The 20,645-nt window shown below is 69.8% G+C and carries 19 protein-coding genes; 10 read left to right on the plus strand and 9 right to left on the minus strand.

Annotated features, from left to right (window positions below; translation table 11 throughout):
* The first annotated feature begins 248 nt into the window (after positions 1–248).
* A complete protein-coding gene (locus ACE3QP_RS00005; protein WP_374432571.1) occupies positions 249–830 on the plus strand; it encodes a DUF6680 family protein in 582 nt (193 codons plus the stop codon).
* A 343-nt stretch (positions 831–1,173) separates the two neighbouring features.
* Positions 1,174–2,199, plus strand: a complete 1,026-nt coding sequence (gene truD, locus ACE3QP_RS00010; RefSeq protein WP_374432572.1) for a tRNA pseudouridine(13) synthase TruD — start codon at positions 1,174–1,176, stop codon at positions 2,197–2,199.
* A 345-nt stretch (positions 2,200–2,544) separates the two neighbouring features.
* Here the strand turns inward: truD and ACE3QP_RS00015 are convergent, their stop codons facing one another.
* Positions 2,545–3,450, minus strand: coding sequence for a peptidylprolyl isomerase (locus tag ACE3QP_RS00015; RefSeq protein ID WP_374432573.1), 906 nt, complete (start codon positions 3,448–3,450; stop codon positions 2,545–2,547).
* Positions 3,451–3,561: 111 nt separating this feature from the next.
* On the opposite strand from ACE3QP_RS00015, the gene ACE3QP_RS00020 reads away from it, so the two are divergent.
* Positions 3,562–4,731, plus strand: coding sequence for a hypothetical protein (locus ACE3QP_RS00020; RefSeq protein ID WP_374432575.1), 1,170 nt, complete (start codon positions 3,562–3,564; stop codon positions 4,729–4,731).
* On the opposite strand, the gene ACE3QP_RS00025 is transcribed toward ACE3QP_RS00020, so the two are convergent.
* Both ACE3QP_RS00025 and ACE3QP_RS00030 read right to left on the minus strand, forming a co-directional pair.
* Positions 4,704–5,402, minus strand: a complete 699-nt coding sequence (locus ACE3QP_RS00025; RefSeq protein WP_374432576.1) for a winged helix-turn-helix domain-containing protein — start codon at positions 5,400–5,402, stop codon at positions 4,704–4,706. The genes ACE3QP_RS00020 and ACE3QP_RS00025 overlap by 28 nt on opposite strands.
* The gene (locus tag ACE3QP_RS00030) at positions 5,399–6,850 is read right to left on the minus strand and encodes an ATP-binding protein (protein WP_374432578.1); all 1,452 of its coding nucleotides are present in this window, start codon (positions 6,848–6,850) and stop codon (positions 5,399–5,401) included. The genes ACE3QP_RS00025 and ACE3QP_RS00030 overlap by 4 nt, the downstream gene beginning before the upstream one ends.
* A 94-nt stretch (positions 6,851–6,944) precedes the next feature.
* On the opposite strand from ACE3QP_RS00030, the gene ACE3QP_RS00035 reads away from it, so the two are divergent.
* Positions 6,945–8,003: a proline racemase family protein gene (locus ACE3QP_RS00035; RefSeq protein WP_374432579.1), complete on the plus strand. Its 1,059-nt coding sequence runs from the start codon at positions 6,945–6,947 to the stop codon at positions 8,001–8,003.
* Positions 8,003–8,932 (plus strand): ornithine cyclodeaminase family protein, encoded by a 930-nt coding sequence (locus tag ACE3QP_RS00040; RefSeq protein ID WP_374432581.1) that lies wholly within the window; start codon positions 8,003–8,005, stop codon positions 8,930–8,932. The genes ACE3QP_RS00035 and ACE3QP_RS00040 overlap by 1 nt, the downstream gene beginning before the upstream one ends.
* Here ACE3QP_RS00040 and ACE3QP_RS00045 read toward each other — a convergent pair.
* The 6 genes from ACE3QP_RS00045 to ACE3QP_RS00070 are packed head-to-tail and all read right to left on the minus strand — an operon-like array spanning position 8,907 to position 13,408.
* On the minus strand, positions 8,907–9,734 hold the full coding sequence (locus tag ACE3QP_RS00045) for an alpha/beta hydrolase (protein WP_374432583.1): 828 nt from the start codon (positions 9,732–9,734) through the stop codon (positions 8,907–8,909). The two genes, ACE3QP_RS00040 and ACE3QP_RS00045, sit on opposite strands and share 26 nt — an antisense overlap.
* On the minus strand, positions 9,731–10,585 hold the full coding sequence (locus ACE3QP_RS00050) for a cupin domain-containing protein (protein WP_374432585.1): 855 nt from the start codon (positions 10,583–10,585) through the stop codon (positions 9,731–9,733). The genes ACE3QP_RS00045 and ACE3QP_RS00050 overlap by 4 nt, the downstream gene beginning before the upstream one ends.
* A complete protein-coding gene (locus tag ACE3QP_RS00055) occupies positions 10,582–11,292 on the minus strand; it encodes a sigma-70 family RNA polymerase sigma factor (RefSeq protein ID WP_374432587.1) in 711 nt (236 codons plus the stop codon). Before ACE3QP_RS00055 ends, ACE3QP_RS00050 begins: the two co-directional genes overlap by 4 nt.
* 18 nt (positions 11,293–11,310) lie before the next feature.
* Positions 11,311–11,721 (minus strand): group 1 truncated hemoglobin, encoded by a 411-nt coding sequence (locus tag ACE3QP_RS00060; protein WP_374432588.1) that lies wholly within the window; start codon positions 11,719–11,721, stop codon positions 11,311–11,313.
* Between the two features lie 5 nt (positions 11,722–11,726).
* Positions 11,727–12,629: a DUF3034 family protein gene (locus tag ACE3QP_RS00065; protein ID WP_374432590.1), complete on the minus strand. Its 903-nt coding sequence runs from the start codon at positions 12,627–12,629 to the stop codon at positions 11,727–11,729.
* A 59-nt stretch (positions 12,630–12,688) separates the two neighbouring features.
* On the minus strand, positions 12,689–13,408 hold the full coding sequence (locus ACE3QP_RS00070) for a Crp/Fnr family transcriptional regulator (protein ID WP_374432592.1): 720 nt from the start codon (positions 13,406–13,408) through the stop codon (positions 12,689–12,691).
* 174 nt (positions 13,409–13,582) lie between these two features.
* On the opposite strand from ACE3QP_RS00070, the gene ACE3QP_RS00075 reads away from it, so the two are divergent.
* The 5 genes from ACE3QP_RS00075 to ACE3QP_RS00095 all read left to right on the plus strand — a co-directional run bounded on the left by ACE3QP_RS00075 (position 13,583) and on the right by ACE3QP_RS00095 (position 20,260).
* Positions 13,583–15,529, plus strand: a complete 1,947-nt coding sequence (locus ACE3QP_RS00075; protein WP_374432594.1) for a long-chain fatty acid--CoA ligase — start codon at positions 13,583–13,585, stop codon at positions 15,527–15,529.
* A 625-nt stretch (positions 15,530–16,154) separates the two neighbouring features.
* Entirely contained in the window at positions 16,155–16,931 is a 777-nt protein-coding gene (locus tag ACE3QP_RS00080) for an ABC transporter ATP-binding protein (protein WP_374432595.1), read from the plus strand.
* Positions 16,931–17,860, plus strand: coding sequence for a branched-chain amino acid ABC transporter permease (locus tag ACE3QP_RS00085; RefSeq protein ID WP_374432596.1), 930 nt, complete (start codon positions 16,931–16,933; stop codon positions 17,858–17,860). The genes ACE3QP_RS00080 and ACE3QP_RS00085 overlap by 1 nt, the downstream gene beginning before the upstream one ends.
* A gap of 2 nt (positions 17,861–17,862) precedes the next feature.
* Positions 17,863–18,939 carry a branched-chain amino acid ABC transporter permease gene (locus ACE3QP_RS00090; RefSeq protein ID WP_374432598.1) on the plus strand — a complete coding sequence of 359 codons (1,077 nt, stop codon included), beginning with the start codon at positions 17,863–17,865 and terminating at the stop codon, positions 18,937–18,939.
* 10 nt (positions 18,940–18,949) lie between these two features.
* Complete coding sequence (locus ACE3QP_RS00095; RefSeq protein ID WP_374432599.1) at positions 18,950–20,260, plus strand: ABC transporter substrate-binding protein; 1,311 nt, start codon at positions 18,950–18,952, stop codon at positions 20,258–20,260.
* Positions 20,261–20,645: the final 385 nt, after the last annotated feature.

The following is a 20,645-nucleotide window of genomic DNA, read 5'->3' on the forward strand; positions in this document are numbered from 1 at the left end:
TGCGCCCAACAACCACTGCGGCGTTCGCCGCGGTTTCCTCCCTCGGGGCTTATGCAACACCTGCCCGCCGGCATCGGTGGCCTGCGACTGCCTGCGCGCTTGGGCAGGTGTCGCACAAGCCTTAGCTATAGCTGTCGGACAGCGCCAATGCCTGAACGACAGAGCTCAGCCGTTCGGAGACACTCGGCGCCAACCACATCGCGCTGTGTATTCCTTCGATGTGCGCGGACAACCGAACTAAACCCAATATGAGTAGCGCCACCTTCTTTGTTCTGGATCTCAAGGACTGGCTTGTCGTGATCGCAACGTTGCTGAGTCCTGTCATTGCTGTTCAGGTCTCGGAGTTCCTGGGGCGCAGGCGGCAGGTACGGGACGAAGAACTCCGGATCTTTCGAACCTTGATGGCGACGCGCGCGTCAACGCTGGACATCGCTCATGTTCAAGCTCTCAACACGATCGATGTGGTCTTCAGCGGAAAGTCGGCAAAGCAAGAGGCCGTGCGTCGGCAGTGGAAGCAATACCTTGATCACCTGAATGACAAGAACTACCCCCGTGAGCACTGGGAGACTCGACGCAAGGAGCTCCTAGTCGAACTCTTGGACACGATGGGGCAGCACCTTGGCTTCAATTTCGACAAGACCCACCTGAAGAACCAGTCTTACTACCCACAAGGCTACGGAGATCTTGAGATCGAGCAAGCGGCTCTGCGTCGCGCCACCTTTGAAGTGGTTTCTGGAAAGCGCCCCCTTCCGATGTGGGTATCTAACCTGCCGCCTCAACAAGGTGAACCAAGCCTGCCTCCAGAGCCCCCGAGCAAAGATCCCGAGTGAGTCCACTTCATTTGCTTGAAAGCACCGTCACGGTGACCTCTGTGGTTCGCGCAGGCTGGAAGACTGCACTGCATCGAAGCTGCCACTCGGTAGGCCGACTTCCAATGGCGGCTCACAGCCTTGAGCAGTCATTGGCGACATCTCCATGCGCATGCGTTTCCGACCGGGTGCGTGAGGTGACGCCGCGCCCGAACATCACTTGTGTTGCGCGCACGGGATCGCATTGAGGGCGACTCGGTTGGCGCAGGTGATGGCAAACGCGCGCAGAGAGACTCTCACCCCGAACACCTCTGGGTCGGCCAACCAGCCCATCCCCACCGACGGCCGCCGCCGTCAGTCCCTCATGACCAACACCCAATACACAACCTTGCCGACCTGGCCCCACGCCTATCCGGCCAGCGGCGCCAGCGCCACGCTGAAGCTCTTCAACGAGGACTTCGTCGTCACCGAACTGCCGCTGCAGCTGCCCTCCGGTGCGGGCGAACATGTTTGGGTGGATGTGGAGAAGAACGGCGCCAACACCGTCTTCGTGGCCCAGCAACTGGCCGCGGCGGCGGGCGTGAATGAATGGGATGTGGGCTATGCCGGCCTCAAGGACCGCTACGCCATTACCCGGCAGTGGTTCAGCCTCTATCTGCCGAGCCGCAAAGAGGGTGGCGAGACGCCCGACCTGACGCAGTTGCAGCACCCCGAATTCAAGGTCCTGAGCCAGAGCCGCCACGTGAAGAAGCTGCGCCCCGGCGATCTGCTGGGCAACCGCTTCCGCATCGTGCTGCGCGAGCTGAGCGGCGATCGTGATGCGGTGGAGGCCAATCTGAAGGCCGTGGCCTCACAGGGGGTGCCCAATTACTTCGGCGCGCAGCGCTTCGGGCACGACGGCGGCAATGTCGAGCAGGGCCGGGCCATGCTGGCGCGCGAGATCCGGGTGCGCAATCCGAAGAAGAAGGGCATCTACCTGTCGGCGGTGCGCTCATTCGTCTTCAACGAGGTGCTGGCGCTGCGCATCCGGCAGGGGCTCTGGGGCAAGACCCTGCCCGGTGACGTGCTGGACGAAGCCGGCCGGCCCACCGGGCCGCTCTGGGGCCGGGGCCGCGTGAGCACCACCGATGAAGCGCAGGCGCTGGAAAACGGCGTGGCCGCGCAGCACGCTCTGCTGTGCGACGGCATGGAACACGCCGGCCTGGACCAGGAGCGCCGCGCCCTGGTGGCAAGCCCGGCGGACATGAGCTGGGAATGGCCGCAGGCCGATCAGCTGGTGCTGACGTTTTCCTTGCCTGCCGGCGCTTACGCCACGACCGTGTTGAGCGAGATCCTCGACACCACGGAGCCGGATCGGCAGACCGAGGACGAGCCGGCGGCCGTCGCATAAGGGTGGCCCATTTGCAGGCGCGGAGGTCGGTTCAGTAGCAGTTCAATTGGCTGCTGGCTGCTGGCTGCCGCCCCTATGCGCTGCCGAGAAGCGCAGCTTGGCTGGGCAGCGTGCGCAGCACGCGCTCCCAACAAACTCGGCCCGACTGTCTGAGCGGAGTGAGCGAAGCGAACGCAGCGAGTTTCGGGCCGGCTCAGCCAAGCGAGCATCGCAGGGGACCCCTTGGTGCAGCCAAGGGGCTGCGCATCAGGGCCGTGTTCTTTGCCTACTTTCTTGCACGAGCAAGAAAGTAGGTCGCCTGCCGGGGCGATATCCCGGCGGGGTCTCACGAACGCCCTTAGAGATTCAGCGCGGCCGCTCCCGCACCGGCACGCTCACGCTGCACACATCCACCACCCCATGGCTGTGCACAAACCAACCCTCACGCCAGCGCCGCGCCTGCAGCAGCGCGGTCCAGCTGGCTGAATCGGTTCGCAGCACCTGCAGCGCCGGCCGCTCGGCCTCGGGCAGGTCGGCGGCCAGCCGGACCCGCGTGATCGGCGTGCGCTGCTCGGGCTTCTCGTAAAAGCCCAGCGCCCCGCTGCCACGCGGCAGGGACGAGAGCAGTTCGATGCCCTGCAGCACCCGCCCCACCAGGGGCACATTCAGATCGAGCCCACGGGCCGGGGCGATCATGGCGTAGAGCTCGGCGCCGTTGCTGGAGTCGACCGCCATATCGCGCCCCGCGCCCACCATGCCGTAACAGTGCGAGAGCCAGGCCTGGTTGCGCTTGGGGTCGGCGGCCACCGGAAAGCCATCGATGAAGCCCTGCACCGGCGCCCAGGCGTCGCGCTCGGGCAGGGCTTGCAGCGGCAGGCCTTTGAAGGGGATGGCGAATTCGATGCCGGGCTTGGGCAGGCCGGGCGGCAGGGGCTTGGCGGCGGTGGGGTTCTTCTCGGCCTCGGGGTCGCCCCATTGCGCCACGTAGTTGTCCTGCACGCGCAGCACGGCCAGGCCGTCCCAGTAGCCGGCGCGGGCCAGGGCGCGGATGTTGGCCACGTGGCGGGGCGCAAAGCGCGGCGCCAGTTCGATCAGCACGCGGCCCTGCGGCAGCTCCATCACCAGCAGGTCTTCGGGCTTGGGCTCGCGCCAGTCGGCGGCCGGGGCGGCGGCGATGACTTCGGCGCTGCTGCGCCAGGGCTTGGGCGGCGGGGCGGCCAGGGCGGCGGCGCTGCAGGCCAGCAGCAGAGGCAAGGCGAAGAGGCGGGGCATCGGCGGCTTCCGGTGGTGCAGGGCGGCGCAGCATAGGCGCGGCCAGCAATGAAGCCGATACAAGCAGGCCCTAGGCTGCGCGGCCGTGCTCCGCTTGCCTCCGAAGTTCCCATGCGCCCTTCGTCTGCCCTGTTTGCCCTTGTTCTTGCCCTGGCCGCTTGCGCGCAGGGCCCGCAGCGGGCCCAGCCCGATGCGGCACGCGTCGAGGCCTTTCGGGCCCAGGGCTGGGCCGGCGCCAGCCACACCGCCGAGCCCGAGCGCCTGCTGAGCTGGGGCCTGCACGAGGCGGCCTTGCCTTACCGCCTGGCCCTGCCGGCAGCGCCGGGGCCGCGGCCGCTGATCGTCTACCTGCCCGGCCTGGGCGAGGGCCCCGAGGCCGGGCAGCGCTGGCGCGAGGCATGGGTGCGGGCGGGTTACGCGGTGCTGTCCGTGCAGGCCCTGGCCGAGGATGCCGAGGCCTGGCGTTCGCCGCTGGCGCGCCAGGGCGAGTTCGCGGCCCTGGCCGCCCACCACCAGGGCTTGCGTGGCGCACGGCTGAAGCGGCTGCGCGCCTTTCTGGCGGCCCTGCCCACGGCCTTGCCGGCCGAATTGGCCGGGCGCTTGGATCTGCAGCATGCCGGCCTGGCGGGCTACGACCTGGGGGCCGACGCCGCCCTGCACTTGAGCGCGGCGCCGGCCGACGGTCTGCACTGGCAGGCCCTGCTGCTGATCAGCCCGCCGGCCGAGGGGCCACTGCCGGCACCGGGCCTGCCGCTGCTGGGCATCAGCGGGCCGGGTGACGGCGACGCGCTGCGCGGTTTGGACGACGGCCGCCGCGCCGGGCGCGAGGCCCTGTTCCATGCGGCGCCGCTGCTCTGGCTGCGCCAGCTCAGCCATCTGCAGTTCAGCGGCAGCGCGGAGGCGGAACGCGCGCAATCCGAGGGCCGCTCACACGGCGGTGGCGAGCATGGGGCCGCTTCTGGCGGGCGCGGGCGCCGCGGTGGTGGCGGTGGGGGAGGTGGCGGCATGCCCGCCAAGACGGGCCGCGCGGGCGGCGACGGGCGGGACGGTCGCGACGGACCCCTGGCCCCTGTGCCGCCCGGCCTGAACGCGCAGCAGCTGACCCTGCTGAGCCAGGAGCGCCTGGCGCTGCAGGCCGTCAGCACCGCCTTCTGGGACGCCAGCCTGCGCGGCGATGCGGCCGCGCGGCGCTGGCTGCGCGAGCAGGCGCCGGCCTGGCTGGCGCCGGTGGGCCAGCTGCGCGGCGCGGCGCTTCAGGACTCCGCTTCCACCAGCCGGTAGCCCACGCCGGGCTCGGTCAACAGGCGCTGCGGCCGGGCTGGCTCGGCCTCCAGCTTGGCGCGCAGCTGGCCCATGTAGAGGCGCAGGTACTGCGTCTGCTCGGTGCACTCGGGGCCCCACACATCGGCCAGCAACTGGCGGTGCGTGACGACCTGGCCGGCGCTGCGCACCAGGCGCGCCAGCAGCTTGAACTCGGTGGGGGTGAGGTGGCAGTCGGCGCCGTGCAGGCGCACGCGGTGGGCGACGAGATCCACTTCGAGGCCGCTGTGCTGGTATCGCGTTTGTGCCGGCTGCACCGCATGGCCGCGGTGGCGTAGCGCCACGCGGATGCGCGCCAGCAGCTCGCCGATGGCGAAGGGCTTGACGAGGTAGTCGTCGGCGCCGGCGTCCAGCAGTTCGATCTTGCCGCTCTCCTGCCCGCGGGCGGAGATCACCAGCAGCGGCAGCTTGCCGCGCCAGGCCTTCAGGAGTTCGCTGCCCTCGCCGTCGGGCAGGCCCAGGTCCAGCAGGGCCAGGGCGAAGGGTTCGTGCAGGCGCTCGGCCGTCTGCCACAGGGCCAGCGCGTCGGCGCAGCTGGCGGCGGCCAGCACCTGGTAGCCCTCCACGCGCAAGGCCTCGGCCAGCAGGGCGCGCAGGGCGGCGTCGTCTTCCACCAGCAGCAGCTTCTTCATGGCGCGGCTTGTTCCGGTACGGGCAACTCCAGCTCGAAGCTGCTGCCGCCATGGCCGCGGGCGCGGTAGCGCAGCTCGCCGCCATGGGCGCGGGCGATGGCGCGGCACAGGGCCAGGCCCACGCCGGTGCCGCGGCCCTGTGCTTGTTCGCCGCGCTGGTAGGGCTCGAAGATGCGTTCGCGCTGGCCCAGGGGCACGCCGGCGCCACGGTCGCGCACGGCCAGCTGCAGGCGGTTGCCGCGCTGGCGCGCGTGCAGCTCCACCGTGCCGCCGCCGCCATGGCGCAAGGCGTTGTCGAGCAGGTTGTCGAGCAGCTGCACCAGCAGCACGGCGTCGCAGCGCAGCAGCGGCAGGTCGGGCGCCAGGTGCAGCTTGATGCGGCGCTGCGGGTCGCGTTCGCGCAGGCGCTGCAGCACGCTGCCCACCAGCTCCTCCACCGATTCCCAGTCCACGCTCAGTGCCAGACCGGGCTGGCCCAGGCGGGCGAGCTGCAGGGCGTTGTCGGTCAGGCGGGCCAGTTGCTCGGCCTCGGCCACGATGCGCTCGGCCAGGCGCTGGCGCTGCGGGGCGTCCAGGCGCTCGGCCTGGTCGCGCAGGCTGGTGGCGGCGCCCAGGATGGTGGCCAGCGGCGTGCGGTGGTCGTGCGCAATCGCCGCCAGCAGGGTGTTGCGCAGGCGCTGGCCGGCAGCCTCTTCATGCGCGGCCTGTGCCTGGGCCAGGGCCTGGGCGCGTTCCAGCGCCAGGCCGAGCTGGTCGCACAGGGCCTGGGCCTGCAGGCGGTCGGCCTCATCGAACTGCACTGGGCGTTCGCCCAGGGGCAGATGGGCGGCGCCATGGCAGCCCTGACGGCCGCGCAGGGGCAGGTACCAGGCGTCCTCGTCTTCGTGGTGGCCGCAGCCGGGGCCGAAGGCCTGGGCCTGCGTCTGGCACAGCGCCAGGCCGGCGGCGGCGCCGGGGCTGGCCTGGCCCAGCAGCTCGCCATCGCCCAGGCGCAGGCTCACCGGGCCCTGCGCCAGGGCTTGCAGATGGGGCAGCAAGGCGGCCGGGCCGGCGCCGTCGCGCAGGCTTTCCGCAAAGGCGCGCAGCTCTTCGCTGCGGCGCGCATGGGCTTGCGCCTCGCCGGCCAGGCGGCGCTGGCGCGCCATCAGGCCGGCCACCAGGGCGCTGGCGCCCAGCAGGGTGGCCAGCAGCAGCAGGTCTTGCGGGCGCTGCACGCGCAGGCTGCCCTGCGGCGGCACGAAGCGCCAGTTGAAGGCGGCCACGGCCAGCACCGCCGCCGGCAGGGCCAGGCGCGGCGGCCACCACAGCCCGGCCAGCAGCGCGCCCAGCACCATCAGCAGGGCCAGATGGGCCAGCTCCAGCTGCGGCGCCAGCACCAGCAGCAGGGTCCAGCACAGGACCCAGGTGGCGGCACCGGCCAGCAGGGGGCGCAGAGAGGGGAAGCGCATGGCGGCACCCTAGCAGGCCGGGCATCAGGATGGCATCAGGGTTGCATGTTGGGATATTGGATCCAATGCATGCGGGCGCGGGCATACTCGCGCCATGAAGCCCATCCCCGCGCTTGACCTTGAAGCCGCCCTGCGCTGGCAGCCCCCCGCAGGCTGGACCTGCATCGAGGCCCTGGACGCCCACACCGCCGGCGAGCCCTTGCGCATCATCCTGGCCGGCTGGCCGGACTTGGGGCCGGGCACGGTGCTGGCACGCCGCCGCCGCGCCCAGGCCGAACTGGAGCCGCTGCGCCGCGCGCTGATGTGGGAGCCGCGCGGCCACGCCGACATGTACGGCTGCGTGCTGCTGCCGCCGGAGCGGCCCGATTCCCATTTCGCCGTGCTCTTCACCCACAACGAGGGCTACAGCAGCATGTGCGGCCACGGCATCGTGGCGGTGGTGACGGCGGCCTTCCAGATCGGCCTGCTGCCGCGCGCGCTAACCACGGTGCGCATCGACAGCCCGGCCGGCTTGATCGAGGCCGAGCCGGTGTGGAGTGCCGACGGCGGCCGCGTGCAGGCGGTGCGCTTTCGCGGCGTGCCTTCCTGGGTGCTGTGCCTGGACGAAGCGGTGGACGTGCCCGGTCTGGGCCGGGTGCGCTACGACATCGCCTACGGCGGCGCCTTCTACGCCTATGTGGAGGCGGCGCCGCTGGGCCTGCGATTGCGCCCCGAACACGCGGGCGAGCTGATCGAGGCCGGCCGGCGCATCAAGCAGGCGGTGGCGGCGGCGCGGCCTATTGCGCACCCCGAGCATGAAGACCTGGGCTTTCTGTACGGCACGATCTTCACCGGAGCGGCCGAGGCGGCCGATGCGCACAGCCGGCAGGTCTGCCTCTTTGCCGACGGTGAGCTGGACCGCAGCCCCACCGGCACCGGCGTGTGCGGCCGCGCCGCGTTGCTGCACGCGCGGGGCGAGCTGGCGCCGGGGCGGGCGGTGGTCATTGAATCCATCCTCGGCACCCGCTTCAGCGTGCAGGCCGGCGCCGAAATGCCGCACCATGGCCGACCTGCGCTGCGGCCGCTGGTGGAAGGCTCGGCCTTCCTGACCGGCCGGCACCGCTTCTTCATCGACCCCGCCGACCCCCTGGGCGCCGGCTTTCTGCTGCGCTGATGCACTTCATCGACCGCTACGCCCTGGAGCAGGCCCTGAGCCTGGACGACGCCCTGGCCAGCCAACGCGAGGCCTTTGCGGCCGACGCGCGCGGCGAGTACGAGCAGCCGCCGCGCAGCCGCTTTGATTGGCCGAGCTTGGGCCAGCGCACCCTGGTGATGCCGGCGCTGCGCCGCGGCCAGCCCTGGCTGACGCTGAAGATCGTGCAGGTCAGCGATGCCGGCGCCGTCACCGGCCAGCTCTGGGTGCTGGACACGCGCAGCCAGCAGCCGCTGGCGCTGATGGACGCCGAGCCCATCACCCTGCTGCGCACCGCCGCGGCCTCGGTGCTCTCGGCCCAGCTCTGGGGCCCGCCGGATGCGCAGACCCTGGCCGTGCTGGGCGCCGGTGCGCAGGCCCTGGCCCATGTGCGGGCGCTGGCCGCCGCCGGCTTGGTGGCGCGGGCGCGCATCTGGGCCCGCCGAGCCGAGCAGGCCGAGGCGGCGGCCACGCAGTTGCGTGCCGAACTGGACCTGGAGGTGCAGGCCGCCCCCAGCCCGGCGGCGGCGCTGGCGGGTGCCGGGCTGGTGTGCACCTGCACGCCCGCACTGGCCCCGCTGTTCGAAGCCGGCGCGCTCGCGCCGGAAGTGCATGTGATGGCCATCGGCGCCTTCCGGCCCGAGATGTGCGAGCTGCCGCCCGCGCTGTTCGTGCAGGCCGGCGTGCTGGTGGACCGCCTGGCTACCGCCCGCAGCGAGGCCGGCGATCTGCTGCAGGCCCAGGCGCGCGGCCTGCTGGATTTCGACATCCAGGTGCATGAGCTGGCCACGCTGCTGCAGCAGGGGCCGCCCGAGCGGCCGGCGCGCACGGTGTTCAAGTCCGTGGGCCTGGCGTTGCAGGACCACGCGCTGGCCTGCCTGGCGCTCAGCCGCCTGGGGCTGCTGCCTTGACGAGGCCTTGCACAAAGGCCCGCGCCAGCGGCCGGAACTCCACGTAGCGCGGCACATGGCAGTCCCCCGGTACCAGTTCCAACCGGGCCGGGCCGCGGAAGGCCTTGTGCAGCGCGCGGGCGTGCGCCACGGGAGTGACGGGGTCCTGCTCGCAATGCAGCAGCAGCACCGGCACGGCCACCTTCGCGGCGGCGCGGTCGGCGCGGTGCGGGTCGCGCATCAGCCAGTCCACCGGCAGCCAGGGGTAGAGGTCGCGGGCGATGGCCAGCGCCGAGTCGAAGCCCGAATCGAGCAGCAGGCCGGCCACCGGCTGCTCGGCGGCCAGCATCACGGCCTGGGCGCTGCCGAGCGATTCACCGAACAGCACGATGCGCGTGGGCGCGATGCCGCGGCGCTTGAGCTCGGCGTAGCCGGCGCGCGCGTCCTCGCGCCAGCCGGCCTCGCTGGGTTCGCCGCTGCTGCCGCCGTAGCCGCGCCAGCTCAGGGCCAGCACGCCGAAGCCGTCTTCATGCAGCGCGGCCAGGCGGGGGCTGCGCGCGTCCAGATTGGCGCCATTGCCGTGCAGGTAGAGCAGCACGGCGGCCTGCTCGTTCGGCGGCGCCAACCACCAGGCCTGCAGGCGCTCGCCGTCGGCGGTTTGCAGGCGCAGGGTCTCGGCGGCTGCCGGGGCCTCGCGCAGGGGGTTGGCGTCGGGGTGGAAGAGCAGGCGGCGCTGACCCGTCCACACGCCCATGCACAGCACCAGGTAGACCAGGGCCGCGGCGGCCAGCAGCACGGCCAGGCTGCGCAGCAGGGTTTTCATCCCAGTGCCGGCCAGCCCTGGGTTTGGCGGTGCTCGTTGTCCACCGCTGCGGGGTCGATGGCGCCGTGGAAGAACAGCAGGCAGGGGGCGTCGGCAAACAGATCGCCATGCAGGCTGCCGGCCGGGGCGAACTGGAAGCCGCCCTCGGGCAGCAGCAGGTCGTCCAGGAACAGCTCGCCCTCGACCATCAGGCATTCCTCGTCCAGGCCATGCGGATGGCCAGGCACGCGGCCGCCAGCGGCAAAGCGCGCCAGCAGCGAGACCGCTGCGCCTTCGCCATGCAGCGGGCAGATCTCCACCCCGGGGCGCAGCGGCTGCCAAGCTTGCGGCGTGTGCAGCTGGGGCACGGCAGGCGCGTGGAAGGGGCCGGCGGCGCCGTGCTCGCGCCAGTACAGGCGCAGCGGGCCCGCGCTGCCCGCGCGCAGGGGCGTGCCGGGGGGCAGCAGGGCGTGGCCGCAGGCGTGCAGGGCCTGGCCGTCCTCCAGATCCAGGCTGCCGGCCAGCACCAGCAGTTCCAGCGCGCCGCTGCCGCGGCCATTCAGGCGGGCACCGGGGGCCAGTTCCAGCAACCAGCTGCCGCCATGCAGGGGGTGGGCCTGCACGCCTTCGGCCCAGGCCTCGGCTTGGCCCTGATGCAGCGGGCGGCGGCGGGTGAGCATGGGGGCATTGGCGGCGCGCTGGCCGCGCACGCGTTCCAGCAGGCGCGCACCCAGGGCGGGGGGCACGGGGCTGCTTTCGCGCAGCGCGGCACCCAGGGCACCCGCGGGCCCGGGTTCGGCGGCGCGGGCATGCGGCAAGGGCAGGGCCTGGCCGAGCGCGTCGAGAACGTCAGGGGTGTGGGCGGGCTTCATGGTGCGTCCCCCAGCAGGGGCTTGAGCGCGCCGAGGGCGCGCCGGATATGGGACTTGACGGTGCCGAGCGGCAGCCCGGTCTGGGCGGCGATTTCGTCGTGCGTAAGTCCCCTGAAAAAGGCCAGCGCGAGCAGCTGGCGCGGCAGCGCGGCGAGCTGCTGCAGCGCGGCGTGCAGGGCGGCGTGGTGGCGGCTGGCTTCGAGCAGGCTGCCGGCGTCCTGCTCGGCGTCCTCGGGCGGCTCGAAGCCGTCTTCCTGCAGCGCGTCGAGCGAAACGGTTTCCTCGCGCTCCTGGCGGCGGGCGCGGTAGGCGTCGAGCGCGCGGCTGCGCGCCAGCGTCAGCACCCAGGCCTCGGCGCAGCCGCGCGCCGGGTCGAAGCGGGCGGCCTGGCGCCAGACCTGCCAAAAGCAGTCTTCCACCGCTTCTTCGGCGGCGGCGCTGTCGCGCAGGATGCGCAGGGCCAGCGCATGCACGCGGCCGGCCAGGGCCTCGTAGAGCTGGGCGAAGGCGGCCTCGGCGGCGGCGTCCTGCTCGGCCACGGCCAGCAGCAGGGTCTGCAGGCGCAGAGAGGCGGCGTCGCGCACGGGCGCGGCGGCGTCGGTGTGCTGCGAAGGCAGGGGCTGCAGGGCGGCGAACTCGTCCATTGAAAAGGCGCCCAGGAGCGCGGGCCAGAAGGGCTGCGCTGCGCGGTGGAGGCCGGTGAGCATGGCGGACTCGCGATTCTGTCAGCGCCCCAGCATCTCGCGATGCAGGGGAGCGAGCTTGGCGAGCATGCGGTTCTGGTCCGCAAAGGCGATGCCGCGCGCCTGCATGGCGGCCTGCAGCACCTCCACCAGGGCGTTGAAGTCGGCCTTCTGCAGCTCCATGCCTTCGTGGGCGCTGGCCATGTCGGGGCCCTCGTACTTGCAGGGGCCGCCGGCCAGCTCGCACAGCTGCTCAGTGAGCTGGCTGGCCAGGTGCTGCGGGTCGGTCATCTTGAAACGGCGGCCGATGCGCTCGTGCTGGGGCAGGCGGGCCACGAAGTCGTCCATGACGGCGCGGATGCCGGGCTTCTCGCCCCAGGCGCGGTAAAGACTGTCATCGGCTTGGGCGGTGGTGCTGAGGGCGAGTAGCAGGGAGATCAGGAGCAGGCGCATGGCGGTCAGAAACTGAGCTGGACAGACAGGTAGGCGCCGCGCTGGCGGCGCGGCTGCAGGGCCGGGGCGATGTGGCCCAGATCCACCGCGGCGGCAGTGAAGCTGAGGTGCTTGTTGGGCGCGAAGGCGAGAAAGGCGTCAAACCAGTCGTCCTCGGCCAGCGCGCCGGTGCCCAGCACGCTCCGGTTCAGCGCATTCGGCTTGGCGCGTGCCTCCACGCCCAACGCCAGCTGCGGCGCCAGCAGCAGCGCTACGGAAAGTTCCGGCTGCAGGCGCCAGCGGCGGTCTTGTGCGCCTCCAAAACCCAGCAGGCCGTTCTGATTGGCCCGGGTGGCGCGCAGCGTCAGGTTGGTGAGCAGGCTGTGCTGCAGCCAGAGCTTGGTGGCGGCGGCGTAGAGCTCGGTGTCGCTGCGGCGCGCGCCCAGCGCTCCGAACAGCGCGGGGGCAAAGGCGCCCACATGGCTGCGCCGGTGCAGGGCGCCCAGGGCGATCTGGGGCATCCAGCGGTCGGCGTCCAGCACGGCGTCGCCGGCGACGCGCCACTTGGCGCCCAGGATGTCCTGCTCCAGCTGCAGCCCGCCCAGGCCCAGCGGGGCGAGGTTCTGGCGCGTGTCGAAGCGCTGGCGTGCGAGCGAAAGCTCCAGGCGTTCGTCCCAGGCGACGGCCGCGCCGGCCACGCGCAGGCCGTAGTCGCTGGTGCGGGCGGCGGTAAGAAAGGCGGTGCCGCCCCATTCGCCCGGGCCGGCGTAGCTGCCGGTCAGGGCCCAGGGCGTGAGGCCGCCGCCGGCAGCGCCATCGATGCTGGACACGCCGCCGGTGAGCAGCAGCTTGCTGCCGGCCGCCTGGGCGGGCAAGCCAAAAGCGGCCAGGCACAGGCCGGCCAGCAGAGGAAAGGGGTGCAGGTTCATGGTGAGCAGGAGGTGTTGCCAGCTGTTACGCAGGGCCTGCCCATTTGGATGCAGGCAATTCAGCTTTTGCCGCGAAATTCGCGCAGGGCTTCCAGATCCAGCACACGCACGCCGCCGTATTCCACGCGGATGGCGTTGGCCTCCTGCAGGTGCTGCAGCGCCAGGTTGACGCGCTGGCGCGAGAGCCCCACCAAGTAGGCCAGCTCCTGCTGGGTGATGCGCAGCAGGCTGCCCACGCCGGGGTAGAGCTGGGGGTGGAAGAGGGCGGCCAGATTGCGCGCCACGCGCAGGTCGGGGTCGGTGCTGCGGTCGGTCTCGCGCGCGGCGATGAACTGGCCCAGGCGTTCGTTCAGCTGGTCCAGCACATAGCGGTTGAAGGCGATGGAGCGGCCCAGCAGGGCCTCGAACTGCTCAAGGGGCAGGCCCGCCACCACCGAGCGGCGCAGGGCCTGGATGTTGTAGCGGTAGGCCTCGCGCTTGAGCAGGGTGCCCTCGCCGAACCAGCCCCCCGGCGGCAGGCCGGCAAAGGTGATGGGCGGCATGCCGGTGGCCTCGTCGTTGCTCATCTTCAACAGGCCGTCCAGCACCCCGAACCAATAGGTGGCGGCCTTGCCCACGCGGCACAGGCGCTCGCCCGGTTCGGCCACCGCCACGTGCAGCTGGGGCGCGATCTCGGCCTGCTCCTCGGGCTTCAGCAGCGGCCACCAGGGAATGGCCGCCAGCTCATCCGGCAGGGGAGGGCGGGCTCGCTGACGCAGGGTGGGGGGGGCGGCGTCCATCCGGCTCATTGAACGCTGCGACACGCTCCGTTGCATTGGGGCGTTCCCGCCCCATTTCCTGGTGGAGAGCCGTGGGGGTAAGTCCTGCCCCGATCAAACCCGCGCTTTGTCGCCAATGCGACACCTGAACGTCAAAGCGGACTCCCAGAATCGCGCACCGCTTTGGAGCTGGCCTTGGGCGCTGATTCCACTTTCCCGCATCTGCTGCTGGCGCATGCCGCCGCGCGCCCGCATGCGCCGGCCTTGCGTGAAAAGCAGCTGGGCATTTGGCAGACCCTGAGCTGGGCCGCGCTGCGCGACCTGGTGGGCGCCCTGGCCCTGGGTCTGGAAGCGGCCGGCCTGCAGCCGGGCCAGCACCTGCTGGTGGTGGGCGAGAACCGCCCGCGCCTGTACGCCGCCATGCTGGCCGCCCAAGTGCTGGGCGCCGTGCCGGTGCCGCTGTACCAGGATGCCGTGGCGGCCGAATACCGCTTCCCCGTCGAGCTGACCGAGGTGCGCCACGCGGTGGTGGAAGACCAGGAGCAGCTGGACAAGCTGCTGGAGCTGCGTGGCGAGTTGGGGAACGGCTTGTTGGCACAGATCTGGGTGGACGACCCGCGGGGTCTGCGCCATTACCGCGACGAAGGCTTCGAGCTGCTGGACGCCCTGCTGGCGTGCGGTCAGGCGCTGTTCGAGGCCAACCCCCTGTGCCTGAGCGGCCTGGTGAACGAGCGCCGGCCCGAGGAAACGGCCGCGCTGTTCTTCACCAGCGGCACCACCGGGGTCCCGAAGGGCGTGGTGCACACCCACGCCAGCCTGCTGGACCGCGCCCGCGCCGGCCAGGCTTTCGACCGCCTGACCGAGCGCGAGGAGGTGCTGGCCTACCTGCCGCCGGCCTGGATCGGCCAGAACATCTTTTCCTTCGCGCAGTGGCTGCAATGCGGCTATGTGGTGAACTGCCCGGAGTCGCCCGCCACGGTGGCGATCGACCTGAAGGAGATCGGCCCAAGCTACTACTTCGCCCCGCCACGCGTGTTCGAGGGCCTGCTCACCAGCGTCAGCATCCGCATGGAAGACGCCAGCGCCCCGAAGCGCTGGCTGTACGCGCGCTGCATGGCATGGGCGCGCGCCATCGGCCCGCGCCGCATGGCGGGTGAGCCGCTGGGCCTGGGCGAGCGCCTGCGCTACGACCTGGGCGAGCTGCTGGTCTACGGGCCCTTGCGCAACGCCCTGGGCCTGAGCCGGGTGCGCGTGGCCTACACGGCCGGCGAGGCCATCGGCCCCGATCTGTTCAGCTTCTTCCGCGCCATCGGTGTGAACCTCAAGCAGCTCTACGGCTCGACCGAGACGGCGGTGTTCGTCTGCCTGCAGCCTGACCACGAGGTGCAGCCCGATACCGTGGGCGTGCCCATCGACGGTGTGGAGATCCAGGTGGCCGAGGGCGGCGAGGTCTGGGTGCGTTCACGCGGGCTGCTGCAGGGCTATTACCGCAATCCCGAGGCCACGGCCGAGGTGCTGACGGCCGAGGGTTGGTATCGCACCGGCGACGCCGGCTTCATCGGCGCCGACGGCCATCTGAAGATCATCGACCGCGCCAAGGATGTCGGCCGCTTGGCCAGCGGTGCGATGTTTGCGCCCAAGTACATCGAGAACAAGCTGAAGTTCTTCCCGCAGATCAAGGAGGCGGTGGCCTTTGGCGACGGGCGCGAGCAGGTCTGCGTGCTGCTGAACATCGACTTCGAGGCCGTGGGCAACTGGGCCGAACGCCGTGGTCTGCCTTATGCCGGCTATGTGGACCTGGCCGGCAAGCCCGAGGTGCTGGAGCTGATGCGCGGCTGCGTGGAGCAGGTGAACGCCGACCTGGCACGCGACGAGCGCCTGGCCGGCTGCCAGGTGGCGCGCTTTCTGGTGCTGCACAAGGAACTGGACGCCGACGACGGGGAGCTGACGCGCACGCGCAAGGTGCGGCGGGGGTTCATTGGCGAGAAGTACGCCGTGCTGGTGGATGCGCTGTATGGGGGTTTGAGTGAGCAGTTTGTGCGGACGCAGGTGCGATTTGAGGATGGGCGGGAGGGCGAGGTTGCCGCCACTTTGAAGATCGTGGATGTGAAGCGGTTCCCGGTTGTGGGGGCGGCGGCATGAAGCTTGGGTTGTTTGTGAGAGCCCGCAGGGGCTTCACCCCTGCACCCGACCTTCTTTCTTTGCTTCGCCAAAGAAAGAAGGCAAAGAAAGGCGACCCCGATGCCTGCGCCGTCCGCCTGCGGCGGCCGGTTCCCTGCGGTGCTCGAAACCCAGGGCGCGGCCCGAAACTCGCTGCGTTCGCTTCGCTCACTCCGCTCAGACAGTCGGGCCGAGTCAGTTCACGAAGCGCGCTGTCGCGCGCCGCCCTGGGCTTCTGTGCTCCTCGGCTTGGCATAGGGGGAACTCCAAACAGCCAACAGCCGAACAGCCCGGACTTCAACCAACGCGCCGTTTCCTGGCTGTTCGGGCTGCTGCCCCTATGTGCTGCCGAGAAGCGCAGCTTGGCTGGGCAGCGTGCGCAGCACGCGTTCCCATCTGACTCGGCCCAACTGTCTGAACGGAGTGAGCGAAGCGAACGCAGTGAGTTTTGGGCCGGCCCAGCCAAGCGAGCATCGCAGGGGACCCCTTGGCGAAGCCAAGGGGCTGCGCATCGGGGCTTGACCTTTTGGTTCCTTTTGGGTCAAGCCAAAAGGAACTCGCCTGCCGGGGCGAGACCCGGCGGGCTCTCACTCAGGACCACCAGCCCATGAGCGAGCAAACAGTCATCCTCGACGTCCAAAACATCTCCCTCTCCTTCGGCGGCGTCAAGGCCCTCACGAACATCAGCTTCGACGTCCGCCAGGGCGAGGTGCGCGGGATCATTGGTCCGAACGGTGCGGGCAAGAGCTCGATGCTGAATTGCATCAACGGCGTCTACCGCCCGCAGCAGGGCGAGATCACGCTGGCCGGTCGACACTTCCATGCGATGAACCCGCGCCAGGTGGCCGAGATGGGCATCGCCCGCACCTTCCAGAACCTGGCCCTGTTCAAGGGCATGAGCGTGCTGGACAACATCATGACCGGCCGCAACCTGCGCATGAAAACCGGCCTGCTGGCCCAGGCCTTCCACTGGGGCCCCGCGCGGCGCGAGGAGATCGCCCAGCGCGAGAAGGTCGAGCAGATCATCGACTTCCTCGAAATCCAGGCCTGGCGCAAGACCCCGGTGGGCCGGCTGCCCTACGGCCTGCAAAAGCGCGTGGACCTGGGGCGTGCGCTGGCCATGGAGCCGCAACTGCTGCTGCTGGACGAACCTATGGCCGGCATGAACCTGGAGGAGAAGCAGGACATGTGCCGCTTCATCCTGGATGTGAACGACGAGTTCGGCACCACCATCGTGCTGATTGAGCACGACATGGGGGTGGTGATGGACCTCTGCGACCGTGTGGTGGTGCTGGACTACGGCAAGAAGATCGGCGACGGCACGCCGGCCGATGTACGCAGCAACCCGGACGTGATTGCGGCTTACCTTGGAGCCGCCCACTGATGGCGTTTTTTCTAGAAGCCCTCTTTGGCGGCCTGATGGCCGGCATGCTCTACGCGCTCATCGCGCTGGGCTTTGTGCTGATCTTCAAGGCCAGCGGCGTGTTCAATTTCGCGCAGGGCGCGATGGTGCTGTTCGCCGCGCTGGCTATGGCACGCCTGTCCGAGTGGATCCCGGGCTGGACCGGGCTCACCGGCAAGCTGGCCGTCAATCTGCTCGCCTTTGCCGGCGCCTTTGCGCTGATGATCGGCGTGGCCTGGGCGATCGAGCGCTTCGTGCTGGCCAAGCTGGTCAACCAGGAGCCCATCGCGCTCTTGATGGCGACCCTGGGCATCGCCTATTTCCTCGATGGCTTCGGCCAGACCCTGTTCGGCTCCGACATCTACAAGATCGATGTCGGCATGCCCAAGGATCCGATCTTCCTGCTCGAAACGGTGTTCGAGGGCGGTGTGCTGATCAGCCAGGAAGACCTGATTGCCGCCGGCATTGCGGCTGCGCTGGTCATCGCCCTGGCCCTGTTCTTCCAGGTCACCGCCACCGGCCGCGCGCTGCGCGCCGTGGCCGACGACCACCAGGCCGCGCAGTCCATCGGCATTCCGCTGGAGCGCATCTGGGTCATCGTCTGGAGCGTGGCCGGTTTCGTCGCCCTGGTGGCGGGCATCGTCTGGGGCAGCAAGCTGGGCGTGCAGTTCTCGCTCTCGCTGGTGGCGCTCAAGGCCTTGCCGGTGGTGATCCTGGGCGGGCTGACTTCGGTGCCGGGCGCCATCGTCGGTGGGCTCTTGATCGGCGTGGGCGAGAAGCTGTCCGAGATCTATCTTGGGCCGTACTTGGGCGGCGGCATCGAGATCTGGTTTGCCTATGTGCTGGCGCTGCTGTTCCTGCTGGTGCGGCCGCAAGGCCTCTTCGGCGAAAAGATCATCGATCGGGTCTGAGCATGTTCTACCGAGAGAACGGCCAGTTCAAAACCTCCTACGCGGCGGATCAGCAGATCCTGCCGATCCGCCAGGACCGCTGGTTCCTGGCTCTGCTTCTGGGCTTCGCGCTCATCGGCGTGCCGCTGTTGGCCGATGAATACCTGCTGCGCGCCATCCTGATCCCTTTCCTGATCCTGAGCCTGGCCGCCCTGGGCCTGAACGTGCTGGTGGGCTATTGCGGGCAGATCAGCCTGGGCTCGGGCGCCTTCATGGCGGTGGGGGCCTACGCGGCCTACAACTTCTTCGCGCGTGTGCCCGAGTTGCCGCTGCTGGCCTCGCTGCTGCTGGGCGGCCTGTGCGCCACCGCCGTGGGCCTGCTGTTCGGCCTGCCCAGCCTGCGCATCAAGGGCCTTTACTTGGCCGTGGCCACGCTGGCGGCGCAGTTCTTTGCGGACTGGGCCTTTCTCCGCATCAAGTGGTTCACGCTGGATTCGGCCTCGGGTTCGGTCAGCGTCGGCGCGCTCACTGTGTTCGGCCTGCCGCTGCAGTCGCCGCAGCAGCGCTACCTCTTCTGCCTGCTGCTGGTGATCCTGTTCGCACTGGCGCTGAAGAACCTGGTGCGCGGCCACATCGGCCGCAGTTGGATGGCGATGCGCGACATGGACGTCGCCGCGGCCGTCATCGGCATCCGCCCCATGCACGCCAAGCTCTCGGCCTTTGCGGTCAGCAGCTTCGTCGTCGGCGTGGCCGGCGCGCTCTGGGGCTTCGTGCACCTGGGCGCCTGGGAGCCGGCGGCCTTCAGCATCGACCGCTCGTTCCAACTGCTCTTCATGGTCATCATCGGCGGCCTGGGTTCCATCCTGGGCGCCTTCCTGGGCGCGGCCTTCATCGTGGTGCTGCCGATCGCGCTGAATCAGCTGCTGCCTTGGGCTGGCCAACTCGCCGGACGCAGCGTGGATACCGCACTGATCAGCCATGTGGAGAGCATGGTGTTCGGCGCCCTGATCGTGTTCTTCCTGATCAAGGAGCCCCATGGCCTGGCGCGGCTTTGGGCGACTGCAAAAGAGAAATTGCGCCTCTGGCCTTTCCCGCACTAGGAGACCCGTGATGAAGCTCAAGACCCTCGCCTTGCTGGCCCTCGCGGCCGGCCTGTCCACCCAGGCCCTGGCCCAGGCCAAGGAACAGTTCTTCCCGGTGCTGGTCTACCGCACCGGTGCCTATGGCCCCAACGGCGGGCCCTGGGCGAATGGCTATCTGGACTACCTGAAGCTGACCAACGCCAACGGCGGCATGAACGGCGTCAAGATCAGCTACGAGGAATGCGAGTTTGGCTACGCCACCGACCGCGGCGTCGAGTGCTATGAGCGCCTCAAGGGCAAGGGTGCCACGGTGTTCCAACCCTTGAGCACCGGCGTGACCTTCGCGCTGACCGAGAAGGCCCCGGCCGACAAGATCCCGCTCATCACCGCCGGCTATGGCCGCAGCGAAAGCCAGGACGGCGGCGTGTTCACCTGGAACTTCCCACTCATCGGCAGCTACTGGATGGCGGCGGATGTGCTGGTGCAGCACATTGCCAAGCAGGCCGGCGGTTACGACAAGCTCAAGGGCAAGAAGTTCACCCTGGTGTTCCACGACAGCCCCTATGGCAAGGAGCCCATCCCCATGCTGACCGAGCGCAGCAAGATGCATGGCTTTGACCTGAACCTGATCCCGGTGGCGCACCCCGGCGTGGAGCAGAAGAGCGCCTGGCTGCAGATCCGCCAGAACCGGCCCGATTACGTGCTGCTCTGGGGCTGGGGCGTGATGAATACCGCCGCGTTGAAGGAAGCCCAGGCCACCGGCTTCCCGCGCGACAAGATGTATGGCGTGTGGTGGGCCGGCGCCGAGCCCGATGTGAAGGACGTGGGCGAGGGCGCCAAGGGCTACCACGCGCTGACCATGCAGCACGGCGTGCACCCGGATGCCAAGGTGGTGCAGGACATCCTGGCCAAGGTGCATGCCAAGGGCCAGGGCACGGGGCCGAAGGACGAAGTGGGCCAGGTGCTCTACATGCGCGGGCTCATCTCCGCCATGTTGGCGGTGGAAGGCGTGAAGCGCGCGCAGGAGCGCTTTGGCAAGGGCAAGGTGATGACGGGCGAACAGACCCGTTGGGGCCTGGAGAACCTGGCGCTGGACCAGAAAAAGCTCGACGCCCTGGGCTTTGCCGGTGTGATGCGGCCGGTCTCCACCAGCTGCCAGGACCACATGGGCTCGGCCTGGGCGCGCGTGCACACCTGGGATGGCAAGAAGTGGGTGTTCTCGTCGGACTGGCTGCAGGCGGACGAGGCGATCTTGAAGCCGATGGTGAAGCAGGCCGCCGACAAGTACGCGGCGGAGAAGAAGCTCACTCGTCGGACTCCGGCTGAGTGTCAGAGCTGATTTAGTGGGTGTTGCTGTGTTTGCGTTGCAGCCCGCAGGGGTCTTCAACCCCAGCACCCCGACCCGCATTTCTTTGTCTTGCCAAAGAAACGCGGGGCAAAGAAAGGCGCCAACCCACACAGTCGCCCTAGGGGCGAACTGTGATGGCGGTGCTTGGGCTCACACTGACACGAGCCCCCATCTGACTCCGACGGTCAGGACAACGAAGGCGCCCGGAGTACCGGTCGTCCCGGGCACCCAGGACCATGGCCTCCAAGCTCCGAAGAACAGACCCCCATCCAGCTTCAGCCCAAGCCAAAACACCCGGTGGGGGTCTGTTCATCGCAGAAAGCCCGCAATGGTTTGCAGTGGTCTAGTCGGCCGGTACTCCGGCCAGCTTAGCGGG

Origin of the sequence: Inhella sp., assembly GCF_041912635.1 — a bacterium.
Taxonomy (GTDB): Bacteria; Pseudomonadota; Gammaproteobacteria; order Burkholderiales; family Burkholderiaceae_C; genus Inhella.

Bases quoted from the DNA above. Each gene is read 5' to 3' on its own strand.
- ACE3QP_RS00095 (WP_374432599.1), top strand. From the start codon at position 18,950: ATGAAGCTCAAGACCCTCGCCTTGCTGGCCCTCGCGGCCGGCCTGTCC.
- ACE3QP_RS00015 (WP_374432573.1), bottom strand. From the start codon at position 3,450: ATGCCCCGCCTCTTCGCCTTGCCTCTGCTGCTGGCCTGCAGCGCCGCC.
- ACE3QP_RS00025 (WP_374432576.1), bottom strand. From the start codon at position 5,402: ATGAAGAAGCTGCTGCTGGTGGAAGACGACGCCGCCCTGCGCGCCCTG.
- ACE3QP_RS00055 (WP_374432587.1), bottom strand. From the start codon at position 11,292: ATGCTCACCGGCCTCCACCGCGCAGCGCAGCCCTTCTGGCCCGCGCTC.
- ACE3QP_RS00065 (WP_374432590.1), bottom strand. From the start codon at position 12,629: ATGAACCTGCACCCCTTTCCTCTGCTGGCCGGCCTGTGCCTGGCCGCT.
- ACE3QP_RS00080 (WP_374432595.1), top strand. From the start codon at position 16,155: ATGAGCGAGCAAACAGTCATCCTCGACGTCCAAAACATCTCCCTCTCC.
- ACE3QP_RS00030 (WP_374432578.1), bottom strand. From the start codon at position 6,850: ATGCGCTTCCCCTCTCTGCGCCCCCTGCTGGCCGGTGCCGCCACCTGG.
- ACE3QP_RS00005 (WP_374432571.1), top strand. From the start codon at position 249: ATGAGTAGCGCCACCTTCTTTGTTCTGGATCTCAAGGACTGGCTTGTC.
- ACE3QP_RS00035 (WP_374432579.1), top strand. From the start codon at position 6,945: ATGAAGCCCATCCCCGCGCTTGACCTTGAAGCCGCCCTGCGCTGGCAG.
- ACE3QP_RS00070 (WP_374432592.1), bottom strand. From the start codon at position 13,408: ATGGACGCCGCCCCCCCCACCCTGCGTCAGCGAGCCCGCCCTCCCCTG.
- ACE3QP_RS00045 (WP_374432583.1), bottom strand. From the start codon at position 9,734: ATGAAAACCCTGCTGCGCAGCCTGGCCGTGCTGCTGGCCGCCGCGGCC.
- ACE3QP_RS00085 (WP_374432596.1), top strand. From the start codon at position 16,931: ATGGCGTTTTTTCTAGAAGCCCTCTTTGGCGGCCTGATGGCCGGCATG.
- ACE3QP_RS00020 (WP_374432575.1), top strand. From the start codon at position 3,562: ATGCGCCCTTCGTCTGCCCTGTTTGCCCTTGTTCTTGCCCTGGCCGCT.
- ACE3QP_RS00090 (WP_374432598.1), top strand. From the start codon at position 17,863: ATGTTCTACCGAGAGAACGGCCAGTTCAAAACCTCCTACGCGGCGGAT.
- ACE3QP_RS00050 (WP_374432585.1), bottom strand. From the start codon at position 10,585: ATGAAGCCCGCCCACACCCCTGACGTTCTCGACGCGCTCGGCCAGGCC.
- ACE3QP_RS00060 (WP_374432588.1), bottom strand. From the start codon at position 11,721: ATGCGCCTGCTCCTGATCTCCCTGCTACTCGCCCTCAGCACCACCGCC.
- ACE3QP_RS00040 (WP_374432581.1), top strand. From the start codon at position 8,003: ATGCACTTCATCGACCGCTACGCCCTGGAGCAGGCCCTGAGCCTGGAC.
- truD (WP_374432572.1), top strand. From the start codon at position 1,174: ATGACCAACACCCAATACACAACCTTGCCGACCTGGCCCCACGCCTAT.